The 24,713-nt window shown below is 60.9% G+C and carries 21 protein-coding genes, 1 other RNA gene and 1 pseudogene; 20 read left to right on the forward strand and 3 right to left on the reverse strand.

Going from position 1 to position 24,713, the window contains the following annotated elements:
* Positions 1-258: 258 nt before the first annotated feature.
* The 3 genes from rpsA to I2D41_RS06155 all read left to right on the forward strand — a co-directional run bounded on the left by rpsA (position 259) and on the right by I2D41_RS06155 (position 3,097).
* A complete protein-coding gene (rpsA, locus tag I2D41_RS06145; RefSeq protein ID WP_022095232.1) occupies positions 259-1,425 on the forward strand; it encodes a 30S ribosomal protein S1 in 1,167 nt (388 codons plus the stop codon).
* 341 nt (positions 1,426-1,766) lie between these two features.
* Positions 1,767-2,128: RNase P RNA component class A (rnpB, locus tag I2D41_RS06150), an RNA gene on the forward strand.
* A gap of 330 nt (positions 2,129-2,458) precedes the next feature.
* Positions 2,459-3,097, forward strand: a complete 639-nt coding sequence (locus tag I2D41_RS06155) for a YigZ family protein (protein ID WP_195363899.1) — start codon at positions 2,459-2,461, stop codon at positions 3,095-3,097.
* A 67-nt stretch (positions 3,098-3,164) separates the two neighbouring features.
* Here I2D41_RS06155 and I2D41_RS06160 read toward each other — a convergent pair whose 3' ends face one another.
* Entirely contained in the window at positions 3,165-3,683 is a 519-nt protein-coding gene (locus I2D41_RS06160; RefSeq protein WP_195363900.1) for a C-GCAxxG-C-C family protein, read from the reverse strand.
* Between the two features lie 158 nt (positions 3,684-3,841).
* On the opposite strand from I2D41_RS06160, the gene I2D41_RS06165 reads away from it, so the two are divergent.
* The 4 genes and pseudogenes from I2D41_RS06165 to I2D41_RS06180 all read left to right on the forward strand — a co-directional run.
* Positions 3,842-5,125: an O-acetylhomoserine aminocarboxypropyltransferase/cysteine synthase family protein gene (locus I2D41_RS06165; protein WP_195363901.1), complete on the forward strand. Its 1,284-nt coding sequence runs from the start codon at positions 3,842-3,844 to the stop codon at positions 5,123-5,125.
* Positions 5,126-5,266: 141 nt separating this feature from the next.
* Complete coding sequence (locus I2D41_RS06170; protein WP_195363902.1) at positions 5,267-6,571, forward strand: MFS transporter; 1,305 nt, start codon at positions 5,267-5,269, stop codon at positions 6,569-6,571.
* Positions 6,572-6,731: 160 nt separating this feature from the next.
* Positions 6,732-7,310 carry a xanthine phosphoribosyltransferase gene (locus I2D41_RS06175; RefSeq protein ID WP_022095227.1) on the forward strand — a complete coding sequence of 193 codons (579 nt, stop codon included), beginning with the start codon at positions 6,732-6,734 and terminating at the stop codon, positions 7,308-7,310.
* A 153-nt stretch (positions 7,311-7,463) separates the two neighbouring features.
* Positions 7,464-7,775 (forward strand): annotated as a pseudogene (locus tag I2D41_RS06180) (peptide chain release factor-like protein); the annotation flags it as partial.
* A gap of 87 nt (positions 7,776-7,862) precedes the next feature.
* Here I2D41_RS06180 and I2D41_RS06185 read toward each other — a convergent pair.
* Together I2D41_RS06185 and I2D41_RS06190 are read right to left on the reverse strand one after the other, a co-directional pair.
* Positions 7,863-8,825, reverse strand: a complete 963-nt coding sequence (locus I2D41_RS06185) for a diacylglycerol/lipid kinase family protein (RefSeq protein ID WP_195363903.1) — start codon at positions 8,823-8,825, stop codon at positions 7,863-7,865.
* An 87-nt stretch (positions 8,826-8,912) separates the two neighbouring features.
* Positions 8,913-10,334, reverse strand: a complete 1,422-nt coding sequence (locus I2D41_RS06190) for a chloride channel protein (protein ID WP_195363904.1) — start codon at positions 10,332-10,334, stop codon at positions 8,913-8,915.
* A 210-nt stretch (positions 10,335-10,544) separates the two neighbouring features.
* Between I2D41_RS06190 and I2D41_RS06195 the strand changes: the two genes are divergently transcribed.
* From I2D41_RS06195 to I2D41_RS06255, 13 genes are all read left to right on the forward strand, one after another.
* A complete protein-coding gene (locus I2D41_RS06195; RefSeq protein WP_195363905.1) occupies positions 10,545-11,807 on the forward strand; it encodes a molybdopterin molybdotransferase MoeA in 1,263 nt (420 codons plus the stop codon).
* A 10-nt stretch (positions 11,808-11,817) separates the two neighbouring features.
* Entirely contained in the window at positions 11,818-12,297 is a 480-nt protein-coding gene (locus I2D41_RS06200) for a MogA/MoaB family molybdenum cofactor biosynthesis protein (RefSeq protein WP_118080408.1), read from the forward strand.
* 203 nt (positions 12,298-12,500) lie between these two features.
* Positions 12,501-13,373, forward strand: a complete 873-nt coding sequence (modA, locus tag I2D41_RS06205) for a molybdate ABC transporter substrate-binding protein (protein WP_195363906.1) — start codon at positions 12,501-12,503, stop codon at positions 13,371-13,373.
* A gap of 68 nt (positions 13,374-13,441) precedes the next feature.
* Positions 13,442-14,884: a molybdate ABC transporter permease subunit gene (gene modB, locus I2D41_RS06210; RefSeq protein ID WP_271741664.1), complete on the forward strand. Its 1,443-nt coding sequence runs from the start codon at positions 13,442-13,444 to the stop codon at positions 14,882-14,884.
* Positions 14,885-14,887: 3 nt separating this feature from the next.
* Entirely contained in the window at positions 14,888-15,958 is a 1,071-nt protein-coding gene (locus I2D41_RS06215) for a sulfate/molybdate ABC transporter ATP-binding protein (protein ID WP_195363907.1), read from the forward strand.
* Positions 15,959-16,389: 431 nt separating this feature from the next.
* The gene (locus I2D41_RS06220) at positions 16,390-17,673 is read left to right on the forward strand and encodes a double-cubane-cluster-containing anaerobic reductase (RefSeq protein ID WP_195363908.1); all 1,284 of its coding nucleotides are present in this window, start codon (positions 16,390-16,392) and stop codon (positions 17,671-17,673) included.
* A 154-nt stretch (positions 17,674-17,827) separates the two neighbouring features.
* On the forward strand, positions 17,828-18,991 hold the full coding sequence (locus I2D41_RS06225; protein WP_195363909.1) for a double-cubane-cluster-containing anaerobic reductase: 1,164 nt from the start codon (positions 17,828-17,830) through the stop codon (positions 18,989-18,991).
* A gap of 155 nt (positions 18,992-19,146) precedes the next feature.
* Positions 19,147-19,911, forward strand: a complete 765-nt coding sequence (locus I2D41_RS06230; RefSeq protein ID WP_195363910.1) for an acyl-CoA dehydratase activase — start codon at positions 19,147-19,149, stop codon at positions 19,909-19,911.
* A gap of 70 nt (positions 19,912-19,981) precedes the next feature.
* A complete protein-coding gene (selD, locus tag I2D41_RS06235; protein WP_195363911.1) occupies positions 19,982-21,031 on the forward strand; it encodes a selenide, water dikinase SelD in 1,050 nt (349 codons plus the stop codon).
* Positions 21,032-21,092: 61 nt separating this feature from the next.
* A complete protein-coding gene (yedF, locus tag I2D41_RS06240) occupies positions 21,093-21,719 on the forward strand; it encodes a sulfurtransferase-like selenium metabolism protein YedF (RefSeq protein WP_195363912.1) in 627 nt (208 codons plus the stop codon).
* 19 nt (positions 21,720-21,738) lie between these two features.
* On the forward strand, positions 21,739-21,990 hold the full coding sequence (locus tag I2D41_RS06245; RefSeq protein ID WP_117765837.1) for a DUF3343 domain-containing protein: 252 nt from the start codon (positions 21,739-21,741) through the stop codon (positions 21,988-21,990).
* Entirely contained in the window at positions 21,987-23,129 is a 1,143-nt protein-coding gene (locus tag I2D41_RS06250; RefSeq protein ID WP_195363913.1) for an aminotransferase class V-fold PLP-dependent enzyme, read from the forward strand. The genes I2D41_RS06245 and I2D41_RS06250 overlap by 4 nt, the downstream gene beginning before the upstream one ends.
* A gap of 127 nt (positions 23,130-23,256) precedes the next feature.
* Positions 23,257-24,713 (forward strand): leucine-rich repeat domain-containing protein (locus I2D41_RS06255; RefSeq protein ID WP_195363914.1); only part of this gene is annotated, 1,457 nt, incomplete at its 3' end.

Genomic DNA, 24,713 nt, shown 5'->3' on the forward strand with positions numbered 1-24,713 from the left:
GCAACGCGTTGCGCTGAGTCCTGAGGCTGTTGCAATGAAAATGACAATCAAGGGATTGCGAAAAAGTCTCCATACGAGTAAAAAATCGCAGTTCACGCTTGAAATCGAAATGATTTCCCCGTAACCTATACGAACGTGATTGCATAAGCGTCACATTAGTATCTGTCGGCTCCCGAGTGTTCCTAAACGTTGTGTGCTTGTCGCACCCTTCTGTAGGTCCTAGCAATCGGGGCCCCGTAGTTCGAAAGGGGTCCACCTTTGAGTGAGATTCAGAACTCGTCCATTTTCTCTCTTGACGATGTCAATGAGGAGGAGATGAACAACCTCATCGACGGTACGATTACCGACTTTGATGAGGGCGATCTCGTTAACGGCACTGTCGTTAAGATCGAGCATGACGAGGTGCTCGTTGACATCGGATTCAAGTCCGAGGGCGTTATCCCGGTCCGCGAGCTGTCCATCCGCAAGGACGCTAACCCTGCAGACATCGTTGCACTCGGTGATCCCATCGAGGCTCTGGTTCTCCAGAAGGAGGACAAGGACGGTCGTCTGGTTCTGTCCAAGAAGCGTGCCGAGTACGAGCGTGCTTGGAACCGCATCGAGGAGAAGTTCAACTCCGGCGAGAACGTCGAAGGCGAGGTTATCGAGGTTGTCAAGGGCGGCCTGATCCTCGACATCGGCCTGCGTGGCTTCCTGCCTGCTTCCCTCGTCGACCTCCGTCGCGTCAAGGACCTCACCTCCTACATGGGCACCCGCATCGAGGCCCGCGTCATCGAGATGGACCGCAACCGCAACAACGTCGTCCTCTCCCGTCGCGTCGTGCTCGAGGAGTCCCGTAAGGCCGAGCGCTCCGAGATCCTGTCCAAGCTCAAGTCTGGCATGCGTCTCCAGGGCACCGTTTCCTCCATCGTCGACTTCGGCGCCTTCGTCGACCTCGGCGGTATCGACGGCCTCATCCACATCTCCGAGCTCTCCTGGAACCACGTCAACCATCCTTCCGAGGTTGTCAAGGTCGGCCAGGAGGTCGAGGTCGAGGTTCTCGACGTCGACCTCAACCGCGAGCGCATCTCCCTGGGTCTCAAGCAGACCACCGAGGATCCGTGGCGCGCACTGGTCAAGAAGTACCCCGTCGGCGCTATCGTCGAGGGCACTGTGACCAAGCTTGTCCCGTTCGGCGCTTTCGTCGACCTGGGCGAGGGCATCGAGGGCCTGGTGCACATCTCCGAGATGGCCAACAAGCACGTCGACCAGCCTTCTCAGGTCACCCACGTGGGCGACAAGGTTCAGGTCAAGGTCATGGAGATCGACCTCGACCGTCGTCGCATCTCCCTGTCCATGAAGTCTGCTGCTGAGACTCTGGGCGTCGAGATCGAGGTTACCCCGCTTCCTTCCGAGAAGAAGGACGAGGAGACCGACGCCGAGTAAATCGGTTTGACGATCACCTGTTTTAAGGGATCCGTCCGCAATGGACGGGTCCCTTTTTGCATTTGCTGCTGAGGCGCGCGATGCTACCCGTGCGCAATGCTGCCCGTGCTGTCCACAGGCTATTGGGTTGTCGGTGCATGAAAAAATGCCGACATCCCGCCTTGGGGAGGAGGCGGGAACACACCGAGTAGACGGAGGGGTGCGGAGCGCGGTCGCGTCTCGACTGACGACGTTGCCCATCGACAGGACCATTGTAACGCATGGCGGTTCTTGGTTTATCGTGTCGAGCGATTGCGTTGTGCCATTGCCTGCGGCAACGGTGTGTTACACTCTTGCACTGCTGAGTGGGCCAGACGGTCGCGCGATGTGCTGCTTGCAGCACGCGTGAGGAAAGTCCGGGCTCCAGAGGGCGGGATGCCGGCTAACGGCCGGGCGGAGTGATCCGACGGAAAGCGCCGCAGAAAAGAAGACTCCCACCTGCGCCGCAAGGCGTAAAGGGAAAAGCTGAAACGGTGGTGTAAGAGACCACCAGCGTCGTGGTAACACGGCGGCTTGGCAAGCCCCATCCGGAGCAAGCGCGAATAGGAACGCTATGGGCCGGCCCGGTCCGCGTTCGGGTAGCGTGCGTGGAACTGCACGGTAACGTGCAGACAAGATAAATGACCGTTCACGACAGAACCCGGCTTATAGGCCCACTCAGCACTTTGTTGACGCTGCGAACCCGTCAGCGCGGCAATCTGCCTTTCAAGCCTTCGGGCATGACCATAAGGTCAATGCCCTCGTCTTTCAAGGCACCTTGCTCGCGCTGACGGGTTCTCGCCTTCGACGGCGTCAGCTGGCCGATTTGGCGCTCATTCGTCGGTCGCCGCCATAAGGCGTGCTCCCTCCTCTTTCGGGCCAAATCGACTCAGCTGACGCCGTCTCGCTGTTTTTGCCTGGTCATCGGCGTCGGCGCTCTATTTACCGGGGTTATCGGTGCGGCCTTTGCCGTATTATTGAGGCTGTTTGTTGCTTTGCTTGTTGTTGAGGGGCTTTGTTGGACAGCTATTTTACTCTGCAATCGAATATTGAGGTTTCGGGCGAGTTTGTGGACCGCAAGAGCCGGTTTATTGCCCAGCTGGTCCATATTGAGTCCGAGGATGAGGCGAATGCCTTTATCGAGATGGTTCGCAAGCGTCATTACGACGCTCGACACAATGTTCCCGCGTGGATTTTGGTCGATGGACGCGAGCGCCAGAGCGATGACGGTGAGCCGAGCCGCACGAGCGGCATGCCGACGCTCGAGGTGTTGCGCGGCGCGGAGCTCAAAAATGTTTGCTGCGTGGTGACGCGCTATTTTGGCGGTACGCTGCTGGGGCCCGGCGGCTTGGTGCGCGCCTATACCGCCGCGACGCAGGCGGCGGTGGCAGCTGCTCAGGAGGCCAGGCAGATTGTCGAGATGACGAGCGTCGTGCCGGTTGACGTGCATGTGGCCTATCCGCAGTACGAGCAGGTGCTTCGCTTGGCGCAGGATTCGGGTGCCAAGGTTTCGGATACCGATTACGCGGACGCCGTGACACTTCATTTGGTGTTTAAGGCGGGGGAGCAGGAGCCGTTTTGCGCTAAGATGCGCGAGCTTATGGCGGGGCGTGAGGAGATTGAGGTCGGCGCTCCCGAATTTGCCGAGTTCTAACGGCGACGGCCGGCGTGCTTTTGGATTGATTCCAAGCGCGCCGGCCGTCGATTTATGTTGCCGCCGTTTACTCGGCGAGCTGCTTTAGCACATCGCAGGCGATCTCGATGGCATCGTCGATGCAACCGGGGCAGCTGCGGAGCGGACCCTTATCCGATCCGATGCCCTTGAGCGTGCCGCAGACGGTCGTCGTGTTCTTCTCGCCAAAACGCTTGGCGATTTCGCGCGACAGCTTGTAGGTCTGGCCCTTGGTCTTGGGGTTTTCCATGCCGTCGCTCATCACGAAGCCCATGATGGCCACGGCGCCCGAGATGGCGCCGCAGGTTTCGGTCATGCCGCCCATGCCGGCGCCAAAGCCCTCGGTGAGGGTAAAGGCGACCTGGGGGTCGAGTCCGACGGCGGGCGCGAGCGCGCAGGCGACAGCCTGGGCGCAGTTAAAGCCGCGGGCGTGGTATTCGGCAGCCTGAGCCTGACAGGCGTTGATGTCGAGCTGGGCCGTATCGATTTGCTTCATCGTTGTCTCCTTGGTCACGGTGTACCCGCCTATGGTACCCGTGACGGTGCGTGTAATCATCGAGAGCTTCATGTGCGCCTCATTTTTATCTGTCGAGCAAATGTCCAAGGCTTGAGATAAATGCCCCGGATCAATTTGTCCCATAACCTACCTTGGGGATGGGTTGAGAGGGGTGCAGGGTAGCGGTATCGTGAACCGAATAAAACGTAACCCAGGCAAGGGAGCAAGATATGAGCGAGCAGGCCATCGGTACCACATGTGTTCAGGGCGGCTATCACCCGGGAGATGCGGAGCCGCGCCAGGTGCCCATCTACCAGTCCACCACGTGGAAGTACGACACGTCGGAGCACATGGGCAAGCTGTTTGACCTAGAGGAGTCGGGCTATTTCTACAGCCGTCTGCAGAACCCCACGTGCGATTTGGTTGCCGCCAAGATCTGCGAGATGGAGGGCGGTACCGCTGCGATGCTCACGAGCTCGGGCATGGCTGCGAACTTCCTCGCGATTTTTAACGTGGCCGGTGCCGGCGATCACGTGGTCGCAAGCTCTGCCATCTACGGCGGTACCTACAACCTGCTTGCCCATACCATGGGTCGTATGGGCTTGACCTGCACGTTCGTTGCCCCCGACTGCACCGACGAAGAGCTCGAGGCAGCCTTCCAACCCAACACCAAGCTCGTCTTTGGCGAGACGATCGCCAATCCCGCCCTTGCCGTGCTCGATATTGAGCGCTTTGCCAAGGCCGCGCACGACCACGGCGTACCGCTGATGGTCGACAACACCTTCCCGACGCCCGTGATGTGCCGTCCTTTTGAGTGGGGCGCCGACATCGTTACGCACTCCACCACCAAGTACATGGATGGACATGCGGCCTACCTGGGCGGCGTGATCGTCGACCACGGCCAGTTTGACTGGATGGCCCATGCGGACAAGTTCCCGGGTCTCACCACGCCTGACGAGAGCTATCACGGCGTGACGTATGCCGAGAAGTTCGGTCGCGAGGGCGCCTTCATTACCAAGGCCACCGCGCAGCTCATGCGCGACCTCGGCCCCATGCAGAACCCGCAGGCGGCGTTCTTCCTGAACAGCTCGCTCGAGAGCCTGCACGTGCGTATGCCGCGCCATTGCGAGAACGGTCTGGCGGTCGCCAAGTTCCTTCAGGGCCACCCCAAAGTGCGCTTCGTGAGCTATCCGGGCCTGGAGGGCGACAAGTACTACGACATGGCTCAGAAGTACATGCCCAACGGTACCTGCGGCGTCGTGAGCTTTGGCTTTACCGGTGGTCGTGCGGCGGCCGAGACCTTTATGAAGAGTCTTAAGCTCGCCCAGATTGCCACGCACGTGGCCGATGCCCGCACCTGCTGCCTGCACCCGGCAAACGCCACCCATCGCCAGATGAACGACGAGGAGCTCATCGCCTGCGGCATCTCCGCCGACATGGTGCGCCTGTCGTGCGGCCTTGAGGACACGGCCGATCTGATTGCCGACCTTGAGCAGGCGCTCGAGCAGTGCTAGGCTAGCGTGCGTGCGGGGCGTGGGGCGGCTTTTCGGCTGACGACGTCCTCATAGTTCCGATTCCGTAGGCGGGACCCCGATCGTGTCCGTTTGTAGGCGATTGGGGTCCCGTTTTTGCGTTGCACGATAGAAAGGATATACATGGAGAAAACTGCCGAGCAGCTGCGCCGCGAACACATTGCCCTAGAGGGCGACACCCACGGTAAGAATAAATGGGCGATTCTGTTCACCGTGCTCGTCATGACCTTTATGGCGTGTCTGGATGCGAGCATCGTGACGGTGGCGCTCCCAGTGATGCAAAAGGAGCTGGGGGTGGGTCTCGACCGCATTCAGCTCGTGAGCTCGGTGTATCTGCTCGCGACGTGCGTCGCCATGCTGCCGTTTGGCCGCTTGGGCGATGTGCGCGGCAAGGTGAATGTGTTCCAGCTTGGTGTAATCGTCTTTACGGGTGGCTCGTTGCTTTGCGGGCTTTCGGCTTCGCTTGAGGTGCTTATCTTGGCGCGTTTCGTGCAGGGCATTGGCTGTGCCGCCGCGATGGCCAACAATATGGGCATCATCACCGAGTCGTTTCCGGCGCGTGAGCGCGGCCGTGCCATGGGCATTCTGGCGACCTTTGTGGCTCTTGGCATGATGTGCGGCCCCGTGCTCGGCGGCGTGCTGGTGGCGAGCTTTCCCTGGGAGAGCATCTTCCTTATCAATCTGCCCATTGGCGTAATCTCGTTTATCGTGGGACTCTATACGCTGCCGCATGTGAAGCCGGAGGCTGGCGAACGCCCTATGCCGTTGACAGAGGCGGCGCGTCGCTGCTTTGCGAGCTCGGCTTTCACGATTAACCTGGCTTGCATGCTTATCGTGTTCGTGGGTATCGGTGCCTCCGAGTTTGTGCTGCCGTTCTACTTTCAGGACGCCCACGGCTTTAGCTCCGATATCTCCGGCCTGTTGTTTTTGGCGATGCCGGTCGTGAATGCCTTTGTGGGCCCGCTTTCGGGCTCGGTGTCCGACCGTGTTGGTTGTGAAGCGCCCACGGCCGTTGGCCTGGGCGTGTACGTGTGCGGTCTCTTTGCGGTGAGCACGCTTGACGAGCGCTCTTCCATCTTGATGATCGTGTGCTGCGTTGCGTTTATGTCGTGCGGCACGTCGATCTTCCAGAGTCCCAATAATTCGCTGTATATGGGTTCGGCTCCGCGTGAGGCGCTTGGCTTTGCGGGCAGCTTGAGCAGCTTGGCGCGCTATGCGGGCATAGCGCTGGGTATTACGGCGGCGTCGCGCATCCTGTATGGACAGACGAGCGCGGCGATGGGCAAGACGGTCACGAGCTATGTGGCGGGTCGTCCGGACGTGTTCCTCTTTGGCTTCCGTTTGGTATTCTACGTGCTGATGGCCGTTGCTACCGTGGGCTTTGCGCTCACATTGGTACGTTTGGTGAGGACGCGCACCCGGCATTAGCGTGTTGGGAGGCTGTCTGCCACGAATCGGGCCTGTCTACTGGTCTTGCAGCTTTATGGTGCGATACGGCTTGTGGGGCGGTCGGGGGTCGGTCCGTGGTAGACTATCGAACAACGTTTATTAATCGCGCGGTATCGTTGCCGCGAGAAGGGGTTGCGCCATGCAGGAGCTTGAGGATCGTATTCGCCATGACGGCATCGTAAAGGCCGGTAACGTCCTTAAGGTTGATGCCTTCCTCAACCACCAGTGCGACGTTGAGCTGTTCGACCACATGGGCGCCGAGTGGGCCCGTCTGTTCGAGGGTGTCGAGATCAACAAGATCCTGACGATCGAGGCTTCGGGCATTGGCATGGCTTGCATTGCAGCCCAGCATTTTGGCGGCGTGCCGGTGGTCTTTGCCAAGAAGGCCCAGTCCATCAACCTTGACGGCGAGCAGTATGCCACGACCATCTACTCCTTTACCAAGCAGAAGGAGTACCCGGTCATCGTCGGCAAGCGCTTCCTGTCCGAGGGCGACAAGGTCCTGATTATTGACGACTTCTTGGCCAACGGCTGCGCGCTCGAGGGCCTTATCAAGATCTGCGAGGCTGCGGGTGCCGAGGTGTCCGGTATTGGCATTGCGGTGGAGAAGGGCTTCCAGGGCGGTGGCGATAAGCTCCGCGAGCGTGGCTTCCGCGTCGAGAGCCTGGCCCGTATCGCCGATATGGACTGTGAGACCGGCGAGATCACCTTCGCCTAAGCGCGCGACATAAGCGATTGGTATGCGATGTGACAAAGGGGCTTTCCCTTTGTCACATTTTTTTGTATGAGGGGAGGTGTTGATATGGGCGAGAACAAGATGGGATGGCGCGAGTATGCGCGCTATGCAGAGATGTCGGTCGAGGAGTTGGCACGCGATTGCGAGGTGCAGGTGTTTCGCGCGACGGGTCCGGGCGGACAGGGCGTGAACACGACGGACTCGGCGGTACGCATGAAGCATGGGCCCACGGGGATTGTCGTGACGGCGCGCGAGAGCCGTAGTCAGTTTCAGAATCGCAGCTGCTGTCTGCGTAAGCTGAGGGCAGAGCTTGAGCGTCGTGGCCGTCCGCCGCGGCGTCGCGTTAAGACCAAGGTGCCACAGCGATCGCGCCAGCGCAGGCTCAATGACAAGCACTTCAACGCGATTAAAAAGGCCAACCGTCGCAAGCCGGGCGGGGAGGAATGATCTCCTCAATACGTTGCGGTGAAATAGGGACTGTTTTGCGGCTTTAGCTGCATAAACAGTCCCTATTTCACCGCAACTTAGGTGGGGTTAGCGGGTTGGGTGCCAGACCTCGAGGACGGCGGGAAGGATGTCCACTTCGATGCGCGAGGCGACGATGGGCTCGCCGTCGGCCTGAATGGGGTAGTCGGGCTCCTCGAACGTGAACTCGGCATGACGGCAGCGGCGCATGCGAACCGGTGGCAGCTTGGTATGGTGGCCGTCCTTGGCCGAAAGGAACATGGGCAGGGCGACCGCACGGGGGACGGGGCCGCAGGCGTAGCAAACGTCGAGCATGCCGTCGCACGGGTCGGCGTTGGGACAGATGCGATAGCCAGAGCCATAGGTGGGCCCCAGCTGGATGGCCATGATAATCGCCCGCACGCGCTCGGCGGGCGTGCCGTCAAAGCTGACCGTCATGGGGTAGTTGCGATAGCGCAGGCCAAACTGCTCAAGTCCCGAGAGAGTGTAGAGCGGAGCGCCCGTCAAGCCGGTCTTTTTGCGCAGCTCGGTGGTGCCCAGGCCGATGGCGGCATCGATGCCGACCGAAAGCGTCTGATCGTAGTACTCAACGGCAGCCTCGCCGCTGCCGCTCGCGGGGCTCCACGAGCGAATGCGCCCGATGTCCTGACGCTGCAGCTCGCAGGTGAGCAGCGCGCCAAAATCTTTGCCGGAAAAATCGTCGATACCGAGCGTTTGGGCAAAATCGTTGCCGGATCCCACGGGTAGGACGGCAAGGGCGGGGCGGGTGTCCTCCTTTTGCGTCATAAGCCCGTTGACGACCTCGTGGATCACGCCGTCGCCGCCGAGTGCGATAACCGTGCGGTATCCTTGGGCCCGTGCGGCAAGTTCCTTGGCATGTCCCATTCGCTCGGTCAGCACCAGGTCAAACTGGGATGCGCGTGCAGTCATGTCCAAAAAGCGCTGCAGGCGCTCAGCGACCTCGCGCGCCACACCTGACTGGGCGGCGGGGTTGGCGATGATGAGCGTGCGACCAAAATCAGTTGCGTGCATGGGGCGACTCCCGGCGTATGACGTGACAGTGCGGTCGCGCTCAGGTCTAATTGCCCCCGATTGTGGCTGCACGGCGAATACTTACGTCTACTCTATCAGGTCGTTGTGGCGCTCGATAGCATCCGCTACCGTACCGCCCTCATCCACAATAAGCGAACGACGCTTGGGTGAGATGATGCGCTGGGCGGGGTACACGCCGCGGTGGCCGCCGACGAGATAGCTGATAAAGGCCACGATGACAAAGAACCCGGCGGCCGTGCCGTGGAACAGATCGATGGCCATCATGCAGGTGGTGATGGGCACGTTGAGGCCGGCGCAGAACACGCCGAGCATACCCAGCGCTGCCAGAAAGCTGGGGTCGATTCCGACGAGGCAACCGATCCAGCCGCCGAGCGCCGCACCGATGCCAAACAGGGGAGTGACCTCGCCGCCTTGGAAGCCCGCGCCCAGGGTAAGCGCTGTGACGACCAACTTGATGGCTGCGTCCGCCAGGGTGGTGTTGCCGGCAAATCCGGCGCCGGAAAGCCACGTGGAAAGGCCGGCGTAGTCCCAGGCGTCGAGGAGGGCATAGGCGGCCAAAACCACGAGTGCGCCTATAAGTGCGCGAACGAGGTAATTGGTGATAAAGCGACCGTACAGGCTCTTGACGGTTCGAACCGACCAGGCAAAGAGACGTGCGGTGAGACCGAAGGTAATGGCGCTGATAACAACGATGACGATCGTCCGTGGTGTCATGTCGGGGACGTTGGCGATGACATTCGCTTCGTACTCGGTACCCAGGGCGAGTGATGTAAAGTAGCCGGTAAACGAGGCGACCAGGCAGTAGATCCCCGCGGTGTAGTCGATCTTGCCGATAAAGCACATCTCCATGCCAAAGAAAGCTCCGGCAAGGGGCGAGCCGAATACGGCGCCAAAGGCCGACGAGATGCCGGCGAGCATGAGGTCGTGGTGATCATGCTTTTTGAGGTGGGTGAGGCTCGAGATGTTGCTGGCGATGGTGCCGCCAATCTGCACCGCGGCTCCCTCGCGACCGGCCGATCCGCCGGTGAGGTGCGTGAGCGTGGAGCACACAAACGTGAGGACGGCCATGCGCATATGGATGAGGCGTGTGCCCAGGGCGGAGTCGATGACCAGGTTGTTACCGCGTTTGGCGGCAAGACCGTGGTTTTTGTACACCCATGCGGTGGCAACGCCCACAACGGGAAGCAGTGCGTAAATCCACGCATGGTGCTCGCGATAGTCGGTCGCGATATTCAGCGAGGCCAAAAACGCCCAAGCGGCAACGCCCATGGCGAGCGAGACGATGACGACGAGCGCGAGCAACTTGGCGCTCGCGAGTAGGTTGCGGACGTTGCGGCGCGTGTCGGCAGCCAAGAGATGCTCGGAGCGGGTGAGCTGATGCCTGCCTGCCATGATGACGTCGTTCAGGGAGAAAAAGCCGCCATCGTCGAGCGGCTGGGAATGATCCTGCGCTTCGTTTGCGCTTTCGGTTTTGTCGTTATGAGCCATACGTTCCTCTTTTAGGTTGCAACGCAAGCATTATAAAACGCGGTAAACGCGACGAGCCGGTGGGTTGGTTTCCATTCTGTTTCGCGGCTTGCGGCCGACAGGTGTATTTGCGGGTACAGGCCAAATCGCGGTCGCGCGTCGGGGGATTATACTGAGACAAGCATAAAGAATTGGCGCCCCTGTTGTGCGCCGTGGCATTAAGAGGTGCATATGGCAGAGAAACTCATTCCGCTGGAGGACGCGCAGTCGATTGTTATGTCGCACGTTGCTCCGACGGACCTCGTCGAGATTCCCGTGTGGCAGGCGGCTGGTTTTCCCTTGGCCGAGGATGCTGTGGCCGATATCGACATTTCGCCGTTTGCCAACAGCGCCATGGACGGGTATGCCGTGCGCGCAGCCGATCTTGCTGCGGCCACCGGTGACACTCCGGTGACGCTTTCCGTCGTAGGGCACGAGGCGGCGGGCCATGTCTTTGAGGGCGCAATCGGTGCGGGCGAGACGGTCCGCATTATGACAGGCGCGCCGGTGCCCGAGGGTGCCGACGCCGTGGTGAAATACGAGATCGTCGAGGTGCTCGATGGCGACGGCAACGAGGGCTCCCGTGTGAGGTTCTCGGCGCCGGCAAAGGTGGGGGAGAACGTTCGCTCTGCTGCCGAGGAGGCCCATGCCGGCGATGTTGTGATGCACGCCGGCGAGGTCGTGGCTCCGGCGGGCGCGGGTCTGCTGGCAAGCGCCGGATACGCGAGCGTGAAGGTGCACGCTGCCCCGCGTGTGGGCATCATCTCGCTGGGCACGGAACTGGTCGCACCGAGCACCGTGCCGGCGCGCGGGCAGATTCGCGACTCAAACTCCTCGGCGCTGATGGCCGAGGCACTCGATGCCGGCGCCGAGCCCGTGTTCTACGGCATCGCGCCCGACGATGAGCAGGCGATTGCCGAGCTGGTGCATCGCGCTGTGCGGGAGTGCGATTTTGTCATTACGAGTGGCGGTGCCTCGGCGGGCGACTACGACTATGTGACGGCGCTCGTCCGGCGCGAGGGCGAGGTGTTCTTCGATCGCATCTCGATGCGTCCGGGCAAGGCCATCACGTTTGGCTTGCTCGGGGGTAAGCCGTATTTGGGGCTTTCGGGCAATCCGGCCGCAGCGTACGTGGGCTTTGAGATGCTCGCGCGTCCGGCGATTCGCAAGATGCGCGGCTTTGCCGAGGGTGCGCGTCCCGTGCAGCAGGCGACGCTCACGCACGGCGTGAAAAAGCGCCAGGACCGACGCTTCTTCGATCGCGCCACGGTTTCGCACGACCCCGAGACCGGTGAGCTGTTGGTGACCGAGGCCAAGACGCAGAATTCGGCGCTGCTCGGCACGATGCAGCGGGCCAACTGCCTGCTGCGTATTGACGAAGGACCGTGCGACCTCAAGGCGGGCGACGTCGTGGATGTCGTGCGTGTCGACCTGCCCGAGGGAACGGTGTTGTAGGAGGAAGACTATGGAGTTGAAGATATCGATCGTGACGTGCTCGGACACGCGCGATCTTGCGCAGGACGAGGCCGGAGCCGCACTCGAGGAGCTTATCGAAGCGCAGGGCTGGACGGTCGCCTCACATGTGGTCGTGCGCGACGACGTCAGCGAGATTGGTGATGCCATTGTGGAAGCCGCCGATGAGTGCCACGCCAATGTCGTGCTCACCTGCGGCGGCACGGGGCTTTCGATGCGCGATGTGACGCCCGAGGCGACGCGTGCCGTCTGCGACCGCGATGTGCCGGGTATTGCAGAGGCGATTCGCGCGTACTCGATGACCAAGACGCGCCGCGCCATGCTCTCGCGCGCTATTTGCATGCAACGAGGTCATACACTTGTCGTAAACTTTCCCGGTTCCACGAAGGCCGCCCGCGAAAGCTGGGAGGCCATAGCAGACCAGCTGGAGCATGCGGCTCAGATGACAGCGGGCGGCGGACATACCAACTAAGCGGTTTACCTGCGGCGGGGCGACCTTATCGGTCGCTCCGCCTTTGTTTTCCGCCGAAGCGACGCCGAAGGGTACGGTACCTCGAAACTATATTCTCTAGCGAGAATAATTTCTCACTACCATTATTCGCACGGAAGTATAATCTGATTGCAGATTAAAGCCTGCGGCGGGGTGCCCGGGCATAGCGTTCGAAAGGGTTGAACATGTTCGATATGGTTTCTCGCCGCGGATTCGTCTCGCTTTCTGCTGTCGCCGCTGCCGGCCTTGGTCTTGCCGGCTGCTCGGGCGGCAAGACGTCCGAGCCGGCCGGATCCGATGCCGGTTCTGCTAAGGCATCTTCCAAGAAGGCTGTCGAGCTGCAGGTCTTTGCCGCCAACTCGCTCGAGGAGGCTCTGCCCGAGGTTCAGGAGCTCTACACCGACCAGACCGGCACCACCTTTGCCGACACGCAGTTTAAGGCGTCTGGCGACCTTGTCGAGCAGATGCGCGCCGGTGCCGCCGTCGACGTGCTCATCACAGCCTCCAAGGGCACCATGGACGACGTCGAAGCCGCCGAGCTCGTCGACGTCGATACGCGTGAGGACATGTTCGTCAACGACCTCGTGATCATTCGCGCCGAGGGCTCCGACACCAAGGTCGAGGCCATCGCCGACGTCGCGAATCTGGACGGCAAGATCGCCATTGGCGACGCTAAGACTGTTCCCGCCGGCAAGTATGCCAACCAGGCCCTGGCCTCCGTGGGCCTCTACACCGGCACCGAGGGTGACGACGGCGAGTATGCGCCCGAACTCGCCGACAAGGTGGCCCTGGCCGATAAGGTCGGCACCGCTGCCGCCTGCGTCTCTACGGGCGACTGCGTGGCCGGTTTTGTCTACAGCTCCGATATCTTCCGCTACGACGGCATCGAGGAGGCCTTCGTGTGCCCCGAGGATTCGCACAAGCCCATCGTGTATCCGGGTGCCGTTGCCGAGAGCTCCGAGCACGCCGACGAAGCCAAGGCGTTCATCGACTTCTGTCTGACCAACAAGAAGGCTCAGAAGATTTGGGCCAAGTACGGCTTTGAGCTTTCCGCGTAGTGCGGCTTGGCGCGATAATTCCATCGTTTTGTGTTTCACTCCGTCCTTGTATTCGCTTGGAGCTTTTCGTGCTTAATAGAGTCCGCATGCTTGTCGCCTGTGCTTTGACCTTCGCGCTTTGCTGGGTGCCGGGATTTGCGTTTGCTGGGGACGCTGAGGACGGGGCTCAGGCTGCTGCGACCGCTCATGGGCTTTCCTATGGGATCGAGGGTTTTGAGCGGTTGGCCAAGGGGACCGCTCGTGCGATGGAGGGCCAGCCTGAGGGCTACCGGTTTCCCGTTGACGAGGACGTGGACCTTGTAGTGGCGCCTGCTGCCGATCTCGTTGTGGTGTGGATATCGCCCAAGGCGGTCGAGAAATATGGATTGGATCCCCAGGACAACGAGTGCGTATCGGGTCTCAAGGCCCTCGTCTGTGAGCTCGACAGCGCAAACTGCATGGGAGGTGCGCAGCTAGGGGACGTGGATCTTCCTTGGTATGTCACGGCGGAAACAACGTTTGATGCCGGCGGGTATACCTATGGCTTTGACGAACGCGGTGCGGATGGGGACCGTTATGTGGTGATTGCATCAGCCTCGGGTGATGCCAAGGGCGGCGCGCGTTGGCTTGATAGCGCTCAAATTGTTGAAGCGTCGTCTGTCGTGTTGCGGGATGAGCGGGGGCCCTTGACCTCTCTGGCCTCCTTATTGGGCGGCATCGACTACCGACCGTTTTGGGTGTCCATTAAAACGAGTGGCCTTGCCCTGCTGATCTCCTTTGCACTGGGCCTGTTCGCCGCGTGGAAGACTATGGGTACCTCGAGCCGCATCAAGGGCCTGCTCGACTCGGTCTTTACCATCCCCATGGTGTTGCCGCCCACGGTCTGCGGCTTTCTGCTCCTTATGCTGTTTGGCCGCTCGACCGGGGTGGGCCAGTGGCTTATCGCGCACGGCGTCTCGATTGTCTTTACGTGGCCGGCGGCGGTGATCTCTGCCGTGGTGGTATCGTTCCCCCTGGTCTACCGTACGGCGCTCGGCGCCTTTGAGAGCCTCGACACGCAGATGCTTGACGCCGCGCGAACCCTGGGATGGTCCGAGCGTCGCATCTTTGCCAAGCTTATGATGCCGCTTGGCTGGCCCTCGATTGCCGCCGGCACGGTGCTCGCCTTTGCCCGCGCCATGGGCGAGTTTGGCTGCACCCTGTTCTTTGCGGGCAACTATGCCGGTATTACGCAGACCATTCCCATTGCGATTTACTTTGAATGGATGGGCGGCAATACGTCGGTGGCCCTCTTTTGGGTCGTGGTCGTAATAGCGTTCAGCTTCCTAGTCATCCTGTTCATCAACATGTACACGGCGCATTCGCAAAAATACCGCGAGCGGGGCCTTTCCCGTGCGGAACGTAAGCAGGCCAAAGATCTCGCCGGACAGGGCGATTCACTCGACCCGGCGGGCGGTGATGCCTTGCGTATCGATCGCGAGGCGCTGGCCGAGCTCATGCGCGATGACACGGTCGCAAAGGGAGGTCGATAAGCCATGTCGCTCGTTCTGGATATCAAAAAGCGCTATCCGGGGTTCACCCTCGACATGCAGCTTGAGGCCGGCGAGGAGCGCGTGGCGCTGCTGGGCGCCTCGGGTTGCGGCAAGAGCTGCACACTGCGCTGCATTGCCGGCGTGGAGACACCCGACGAGGGCAAGATCGTCGTCAACGGCGTGACCTTTTTTGACTCGGAGGCGGGCATCAACCTGTCGCCCCAGGAGCGCAAATGCGCCCTGCTGTTCCAAAACTATCAGCTGTTTCCCAACATGACGGTGGCCGATAACGTATGCGCCGGTGTAAAGGATGCGGGCGACGCCGCCGCGCGCAAAAAGCTCGCCGAGCGCTATCTGAGCATTTTCGGTCTGGCCGATTTTGCCGACCGCTATCCCGCGCGACTCTCGGGCGGCCAGCAGCAACGTGTGGCGCTTGCTCGCATGGTGGCGGCGCATCCGGGCATTTTTATGTTCGACGAGCCCATGAGCGCGCTCGATTCCTATCTTAAGAGCGCCCTCGAGCAGAACATGCTCGACCTGTTCGATGTGTGCAACCGTACCGTGCTCTACGTGAGCCATGACATCGACGAAGCGTGCCGTCTGTGCCAACGCATCTGCGTAATGCATGACGGGCGCGTCGAGGAGATCGGTTCTGTCGAGGACGTGGTCCGTCGCCCACAGACGCTGGCAGCACTGCGTCTGACGGGCTGCAAGAACACAAGCCGGGCGCGCAAGATCGGCGACGAAGAAGTTGAGGCCCTCGACTGGGGCATGACCTTTAACGTGGGTCGCGAGGTTCCCGATAATCTGGCGTACCTGGGCATTCGCGCAAGCTACTTCCATGTTGACAACCGTGCCGAGCGCGGCCGCAACAGCTATGATTTGCACGTGGCCCGAGTGAGCGATTCACGTTTTGAGCGCCTGGTGCTGCTGGATGTGCCGCGTGCCGATGCGCCCACGCGCCTGCAGTGGAAGGTCAACAAGGTGGGCGCGCCTGTCGACGAGCTGCCGCAAGCAGGCGAGACGCTGCGCATGCACTTCGATGCGAGTAAGATCCATTTGGTTTGTCGATAGCGCCGGGTAATGCCGTCGGGGGATATAAGCCTCGGCGGCTTTGTTTTTGCCGTTCGCCGAATGAGGAATGACAAGCTCTTATCAATCAAGATAATTATTTATTAAACCACGGCACACGATGCTGTCGTACGAATGTCAACGGTGTTCGCATAGTCGATGACCGTTGATATAGTTGACCTCAACTTGTAAAGGAGGGTGCGCACATGCCGCAGACGACATACATTCGCCGCGTTGCCGCGCGCGCCCTGTATATGGCTCGGAGTCGCATATGAGCAGGTATGTTCACGGCTCCGGGAGAGACGACGCACAACTAAATAATCGACCGCAAAGCAGGTTCCCTAAAATTCCGGGTTTGAGCACGGCCGGGCAATCGCCGTCCGTCGTGCATCGATACCGCTGTAATCCGTTTTTGGTTCGAGAGGGGAACCGTCATGGCTGAAGAATTTGATTTCCATCCGATGTGGGAGAGCCTCGGCATGAATCTTGCCGACCACGACATGCTGCTGGGTGCCGTGGGCCAGATGTACGGCGATATGTTCCTGACGCAGAATAATCGCCCTAAGTCCACGTCCTACCTGGATTTTGTCGCCACCAACATCCACAGCGGCCGCATTAAGGAGATGCTCGACAAGAAGGAGGCCGGCGAGGCCACCAAGATTGTTGGCAGCTTCTGCGTCTACGTGCCCGAGGAGATTGTGCTCGCCTGTGACGGCATCCCCGTGGGCCTGTGCTCGGGTGCCGACTGGGCAACGGACAAGGTCGAGGAGCACCTGCCGCGCAACACCTGTCCGCTCATCAAGAGCTTTGCCGGCTTTAAGCTGGGCGAGGTCTGCCCCTACATTGAGTCGAGTGACTTGGTGGTAGGCGAGAACACCTGCGACGGTAAGAAGAAGGCCTACGAGTTCTTTGCCACGCAAAAGAGCATGTACGTCATGGATATTCCCAACGTGCACGACGAGTCGACGCTCGTGACCTGGAAGGCCGAGGTCAAGAAGCTCGCCGCCAAGATCGAGGAAGAGTGCGGCGTCACGATTACGCCTGAGCGTCTGAAGGCCGCCATCCACGCCGTCAATGAGAAGCGTCGCGCCCTGCAGCGCCTCGCTGCCACGCGCACTGCCGACCCAGCGCCCATCAGCGGTCTGGACAGCCTGCTGACCGTTCAGGCCGCCTTTATGGACGACACGCCGCGTCTGACCGGCGCCATTAATGATATGGCGGCTGAGTGCGAGCAACGTGTCGAGGCCGGCGAGGGCGTGGCACCCAAGGGGACCAAGCGCATCCTGTACACCGGTACGCCCATGGCTGTGCCCAACTGGAAGCTGTTCAACCTCATCGAGAAGGCCGGCGGCGTCGTGGTGGGCGAGGAGTCCTGCACGGGTTCGCGCTACTACAAGGATCTGGTCGACGAGTCCGGTGAGACGGTCGACGAGATGCTTGATGCCATCGCCGAGCGCTACTTTAAGATCAACTGCGCCGTCTTTACGCCCAACGACCAGCGTATGAAGGACATCGTTCAGATGGCCAAGGACCTGCATGCCGACGGCATCGTCGACGTGGCCCTGCAGTTCTGCACGCTCTACGAGATGGAGTCGTTTGCCGTGGAGAAGGCCGCCGAGGAGGCGGGCATTCCGTTTATGCATATCACCACCGACTACGCCGGCGAGGACGCCGGTCAACTGCAAACCAGGATTGAGGCTTTCTTGGAAACCATTTAGGACTATCCGTCCCGGCGGCTTCTCCAGGCACCCGATCTTGCCGTTCAAACCGTCGCTTGCGTGCCAAAGTACGCGGCGCGTCTCTTTCACGGCAACCTCGGGCACCTGGGAAAGCCGTTTCCTTGGTTGGTTAAAAGGTTTGTTAAGGAGTTATATGTCGGAAAATATTGAGCAGCCGTTGCCGTCCACGTTTGAGGAGTTCAACGAGCAGCGCAAGGCGGCGTTTATTCGCGTCAAGGATTATAAGCAGGCGGGTAATCGCCTGGTCGGTTTTCTGTGCAGCTACACGCCGCTCGAGATTATCGATGCCGCGGGGGCTGCGAGCGTGGCGCTGTGCGGCACGTCCGATGAGGTGATTCCCGAGGCCGAGAAGGTGCTGCCGGCAAATCTGTGTCCGCTCATCAAGTCGACGTACGGCTTTGCCTGCTCGCAAAAGTGTCCGTTTACGTACTTTAGCGACATGATCATCGGTGAGACCACCTGCGACGGCAAGAAGAAGATGTACGAGCTACTCAACGAGCTCAAGCGCACGCACATTCTGCATCTTCCGCAGGGCCGCGACCGCGCCTACGAGCGCGAGGGCTGGTACGAGGAGTGCCGCCTGCTCAAGGAGGAGCTCGAGGGCTTCTACGGCATCACGATTACCGACGATGACCTGCGCGCTGCCGTCCGTCGTCGCAACCGCTTGCGTGCGGCCCAGCTCGAGATGTTTGCGCTGCAGGCCAACCAGCCGGCGGCCATGAGCGGCGTCGACCTGATGAGCACCATGTTTGCCGGTACGTTTAGTTTTGATATCGAGGCCTATACGCAGCAGCTGGAGCAAAAGGTTGCCAAGCTGCGCGAGGCCTACGACGCGGGCGAGCGCCCGGTTGCGGCGGATGCCAAGCGCATTCTGATCACCGGCTGCCCGGTGGGCGGTGTGATCAACAAGATCGGTCGCACCATCGAGTCCAACGGCGGCGTGGTCGTTTGCATGGACGACTGCTCGGGCGAGCGTACGGCGGCCATGATGATCGACCCGGAGGCTCCCGACATCCTGCGCGCCATCGCCGACCGCTACCTGGATATCAACTGCTCGGTCATGACGCCCAACGACGGTCGTATGGACAACACCCTGGCCATGTGCGAGAAATACCACGTCGACGGTGTGGTGGAGAATGTGCTCCAGGCGTGCCACACCTTTAACGTGGAGAGTGCGCGCATGCAGGAGGCTGTCGAGGGTGCGGGTATTCCGTACATGAAGATCGAGACCGATTACAGCAACGGCGACATGGGCCAGATCGAGACCCGCATCGCCGCCTTCATCGAAACCCTCTAGCTTCCTCAGGCGCCGGATCTTGCTCCTCAAACCGTCGCTTGCGTACCCAAAGTACGCTGCGCTCCTCTTTCGGGGCAATCTCCAGCACCTGAGAAACCTAGAGCTAAGGCGCCTGAACGCGCCGCTACCTTTGATGTTTAGATTGGAAGAGAGCCATGATAGGGATCGGGATCGATATCGGGTCTACGGCGGCTAAGGCTGCTGTGGTCGACGGGGAGGGTTCGGTGGCGTGGACGTGCGTGCAGCCAACCGGGTTCTCCTCGGTCGATGCTTCCGAGCGGCTGCGCGAGGCACTGGCAGCGGCCGGCTATGACGTGACGGCCGAAGATGCTCGCGTGGTCGCGACTGGCTACGGCCGTGTTGCCGTGCCCTATGCGCACAAGGTCGTGACCGAGATCACCTGCCACGGCACCGGTGCCGTGCGTCTGTTTGGTGACCATGGCACCGTGATCGATGTGGGTGGTCAGGACACCAAGGTCATCCAGCTTAAAGGCGGCCGCGTGGCCAAATTTGCCATGAACGACAAGTGCGCCGCCGGCACGGGGCGCTTTTTGGAGATCATGGCCGACCGCCTGGGCATTACCCAGCAGCAGATGGCAGACCTCGCCCGCACCGGCGAGCCTACCAAGATTTCCAGCATGTGCACGGTGTTTGCCGAAAGCGAGGTCATCAGCCTGATCGGTCGCGGCGAGCCGCGCGAGAACATTGCGCGTGGCGTGATCGACAGCGTGGTCTCGCGCGTGGCGACCATGGCCGGGCAGGCCGCGGGCGCCCCGTACTACCTGACCGGTGGCCTGTGCGAGAACGCCTTCGTGGTGGAGCGGTTGGGCGAGCTACTGGGGTCGCCGGTCACCACCTCGCCCCAGGCCCGCTTCGCCGGTGCCATCGGCGCGGCGATTCGCGCACAGGCGCTCAATTAATGCATCCGCCGTAGGCTCGCATTCATGCGTATACTGGGAGAAAATGATTGACCCATGAGAGGAGGTATCGATGGCTGACGATCAGATTAAGCTCACGTCTATGACGGCCGCGAGCGGTTGAGCCGCTAAGTTGGCTCCCGGAGCCCTCGCCCAGGTCCTGGGCGACTTGCCCAATGTGCATAACGACAACCTGCTCGTGGGGTTCGATACCTCCGACGATGCGAGCGTCTTCCGCGTAGGGGAGAACCTGGGGCTTGTGCAGTCCATCGACTTCTTTCCGCCGATGGTCGACGACCCGTTTCTGTTTGGCCAGATTGCCGCGGCCAACTCGCTGTCGGACATCTACGCCATGGGCGGGCGGCCGAGCCATGCCATGAACCTGCTCTGCATACCCAGTTGTCTGGGCATCGAGGTTGCCGGTCAGATTCTGGCGGGCGGCGCCGACAAGTGCGTCGAGGCGGGTTGCTCCATCGCGGGCGGCCATACCATCAACGACGACGAGCCCAAGTACGGCCTGTCCGTGAGCGGCTTTGTCGCGCTCGACCGCCTGCTCGCCAACAGCGGCGCACGCGTGGGCGATGTTCTGCTGCTGACCAAGGCGGTTGGCTCGGGCATCATCACCACGGCCATTAAGGGCGAGCTTATCGAGCAGGACGAGGCCGCAGCCATGTTTGACTCAATGCGCACCCTCAACGAGGCCCCGATTCGTCTGGCCGAGGGACTCGGGCTTCACGGCTGCACCGACATTACGGGCTTTGGCCTGATCGGGCATGCGTGCGAGATGGCCGAGGGCTCGGGCGTGCAGATTGAGCTCGCGTCGGGGGCGGTGCCGCTCTTTGACCAGGTGCTTGATATGGCGCGTCTGGGCATTATCCCCGCGGGCTCCTACCGCAACCAGGACTTCTTTGGCCCGCGCGTGGCGGCTGACGAGGACCTGGAGCCGGGCATGCTCGACGCGCTGTACGATCCACAGACGTCTGGTGGTCTGCTTATCGCGGCACCTGCTGCCGATGTGGATGAGCTTGCGCGTCGCCTGGATGTCGAAGGACGTATCCCCGCCGTTGTCGGGCGCGTGTGCGAGGCGGAGCCGGGCGGTCCTGCCGTCCGCGTTGTTCGCTAGCCCGCACGTTTATGTAACTGTTTCCCGTTCTCTAGAACGGTTCTTTCGAAAGGAATTTGCTATGTCTACCAAAATTGAAGTCAATGCCATGGGCGATGCCTGCCCGCTGCCCGTCGTCAAGACGCTTAAGGCACTCAAACAGCTTGATGGCGAGGGTGCCGTGGTGACCTCGGTCGACAACGAGACCGCCGTCAAGAACATCTCCAAGATGGCGCAGGAGAAGGGCTGCACGGCCTCGGTCGAGAAGGTTTCTGACGCCGAGTGGCACGTGACCGTGGCGGCCTCTGGCACCGTTGCCGTGGCCGATCCCGAGCAAGATGGCGCTGCCTTCTGTGATGCCAGCGCCGGCAAAGGCAAACTCGTCATTTCCGTCTACACCGACTGCATGGGCCGTGGCGACGACGAGCTGGGCCACAAGCTCATGAAGGCGTTTATCTTTGCCGTGACGCAGCAGGAGGAGCTGCCCGCGACCATGCTGTTTTACAACGGCGGCGCCAAGCTCACCGTTGAGGGCTCGCCGGTGCTCGACGACCTGAAGGGTCTGGCCGAGCAGGGCGTCGAGATTCTCACCTGCGGTACCTGCCTGGACCACTATGGCATTAAAGACCAACTTGCGGTGGGCGAGGTCACCAACATGTACGTGATCGTGGAGAAGATGGAGCAGGCCGTGCGCGTCGTGCGCCCGTAGCGTATTGGTTGGAGTTGCCATGAGGGAAAAGCGCCCGGCGCTTGTCATCACGTTTCCCACCACGGCGGCCGCCATGGGCTGCGAGTCCCTTTGCATCGAGCGCGGCCTTCCCGGGCGAACGATTCCCGTGCCCGGGGAGGTCGCTGCCGGCTGCGGTCTGGCGTGGAAGGCGTTGCCTGCCGATGAGGAACTGCTGCGCAGCGAGCTTGCCGCGGCGGGCGTTCCCACCGAGGGCTATACCGTGATTGATATGTGGGAGGTCGTGCGATGATCTACCTGGATAACGCGGCGACGACCATGCACAAGCCGCAGACGGTCATCGATGCCGTGACGCAGGCGATGTGTTCGCTCGGCAATGCCGGGCGCGGCGCCACGTCGGGTGCGCTCGATGCTGCACGTACGATTCACGGCTGCCGTGCCAAGCTCGCGCGCCTGCTGGGGTGCCCGCGTGCCGACCATGTGTGCTTTACACCTAACTCGACGGCGGCGCTCAACACGGCCATCAACGGTGTGGTGCGCACCGGCGACCGCGTGGTCACGACGGTGCTCGAGCACAACTCCGTGCTGCGTCCGCTTAATCGCCTAGCGGCGGAGCGGGGCGTGACCGTTGAGCATGCTGGGTGTGACGCCAACGGCGTGCTCGACTATGACGAACTCGAGCGTCTGGTCACACCGGGTACGCGTGCCGTCGTGGTGACGCATGCCTCCAACGTGACTGGTAATGCCGTTGACGTTGCGCGCGTGGCGGCGATGGCTCATGCGGTGGGCGCGTTGGCGATCGTCGATGCTTCGCAGTCTGCCGGCACGGCGAAGATTGACATGCGGGGCATAGGGCTCGACATTGTATGCTTTACCGGCCATAAGGGGCTTATGGGTCCGCAGGGTACCGGTGGCCTGGCCGTGGCTGAGGGCGTCGACGTGGCGCCGTGGGCCATGGGCGGCACGGGTGTGCACAGCTTCGATGCGTTGCAGCCGATGGAGTGGCCTACGCGACTGGAAGCGGGCACACTTAACGGCCATGGTATCGCAGGTCTTTCCGCCGGTCTCGACTTTATCGAGGCCCAGGGCGGGGTTGAGGCGATTGCGGCTCACGAGCGCGCGCTGGCCGATCGTTTCCTCGCTGGCGTGCGCGAGATTCCGGGCATTACGCTCTACGGCGCCTTTGACCAGCCAGCGCGCTCGGCAATCGTTTCGCTCAACGTGGGCGATGTCGATTCGGCTGAGATTTCCGACGCACTCATGCAAGGGTGGGGGATTGCGACGCGCCCCGGCGCCCATTGCGCCCCGCTTATGCACCGCGCGCTGGGAACCGAGCGCCAGGGCGTGGTTCGCTTTTCGTTTGGCTACTTCAACACGGTCGAAGAGGTCGACACCGCGATTGAGGCTCTGCGCGATTTGAGCTGCGATTAGACCGACCTTTTGCGCCCTTAGATAAACCGTTTGCGCAACCTTCCCGCATTGTCGCTTATACAGGGTATTGTGAGATGATGGCCCATACTGGGTCTTCGGTATCTTTGCGAATTGCGGGAAGGTTCCTATGAACAGGATCACTGCTGCCCTCTATAGGTTTTTAGTCGTCTATCTTTCGGTTGCGATGGTCGTGACCTCGATACCCCTTGCGCCCAGCACGGCCTATGCCGATGACGCCGGGGCGGTCGCTGTCGAGAGCGAGGCCCAAGAGACCGACTCGGGTTCCGACACTGATACCAAGACGGGCGATAGCGCGTCGTCTTCGGGGGAGGGCGGTTCATCCGCAACTTCCGACACGACTGATGACGCTCAGAACAAATCGTCCAGCTCTGATGCCAGCACTCCTGCGTCGAGTCTGGCCCAAGACCTTGCGGGCGCTGCTACCGATTCGGATGCCGCAAGGAGCCTGGCTGCTATGGCGGAGCCCCCGTCCGACGACAGCGAAGTCGATGCCCTCACGTACGAGCCAACGGTCTACGAGTATGCCAAGTTCATGCCGAACTACTATCTGTATCCGTGCGACGCAGACGGAAATCTCACGGTAGAGGTTGATGAGAACAACCCGCGCGAGAACTCCGTCGACGGCCGAATGGTAACGAATTTGATTATCGATTACAGGACGGATCTGGTCGACGTACAGCTCTGTGCCGATTCGACTAATCTGCGCTCAGTGCGCTTTGAGAACAGTTCAATTTCTAAAATCGGAACACACGCCTTCTATAACTGCCCGAACCTTACCGATATCAGCCTTTCCGGTATGGCTATCGGTCACATCGGAAAAGAGGCATTCTATGGCTGCAAGTCGCTTACGAGTTTGAACATCAACGAGGTTGCCACCATTGGCTCTATGGGCGACGCCGCGTTTGCCGAGAGTGGACTGGTGTCGACGGGACTCGATAAGGTTGTTGGCCTCACGTCGATTCCTCTCATGGCCTACGACGGCTGCAAGGCTCTGACCGATACTGGTCTGGATAAGAATACCTCCATCACATCAATCGGTGCCGACGCGTTCAATAACTGCTCGCGCCTTGCGACGACGGGACTCGAGAGCAATACAACGGTCGAGACGCTCCGCGAATGCTGCTTCTCTGGGACCAATATGAGCGGCGGGCTGACGCTGCCTCTTTATTCCAAGATCGAAGAGCTACCGAGCCGTGCGTTCTATGGCTCTAAGCTCGAAACCGTGTACCTTGGGTGCGACCATGCTGTGCTCATTAATTCCACCACGTTTCCCAAGCAATATATGACGGTCATGGTCCCTGCCAAGATGGTTTCGCAATACGAAAGCGGTCACCCTAAAGAGGTTTGGGAGAGTTGCAATGGCAGCCTGCCCGTTCCCGTGGGCAAGGTGCTTCAAAAGATTAAGGTCTCGCGCGATCCTGACAAGATGGCCTATCAGCAGGGAGAAAAGATCTCGCTCGAGGGCATGAGCGTCACGTTTCAATATCCTCATTCGACGATGGATGGCGACTACGAGGCCCTCATAAAGGAAGAGCTCGGCGAGTACCTTACGGCGACTCCCTG

Origin of the sequence: Collinsella aerofaciens (assembly GCF_015552075.1) — a bacterium.
GTDB classification, from domain to species: Bacteria; Actinomycetota; Coriobacteriia; order Coriobacteriales; family Coriobacteriaceae; genus Collinsella; species Collinsella aerofaciens_Y.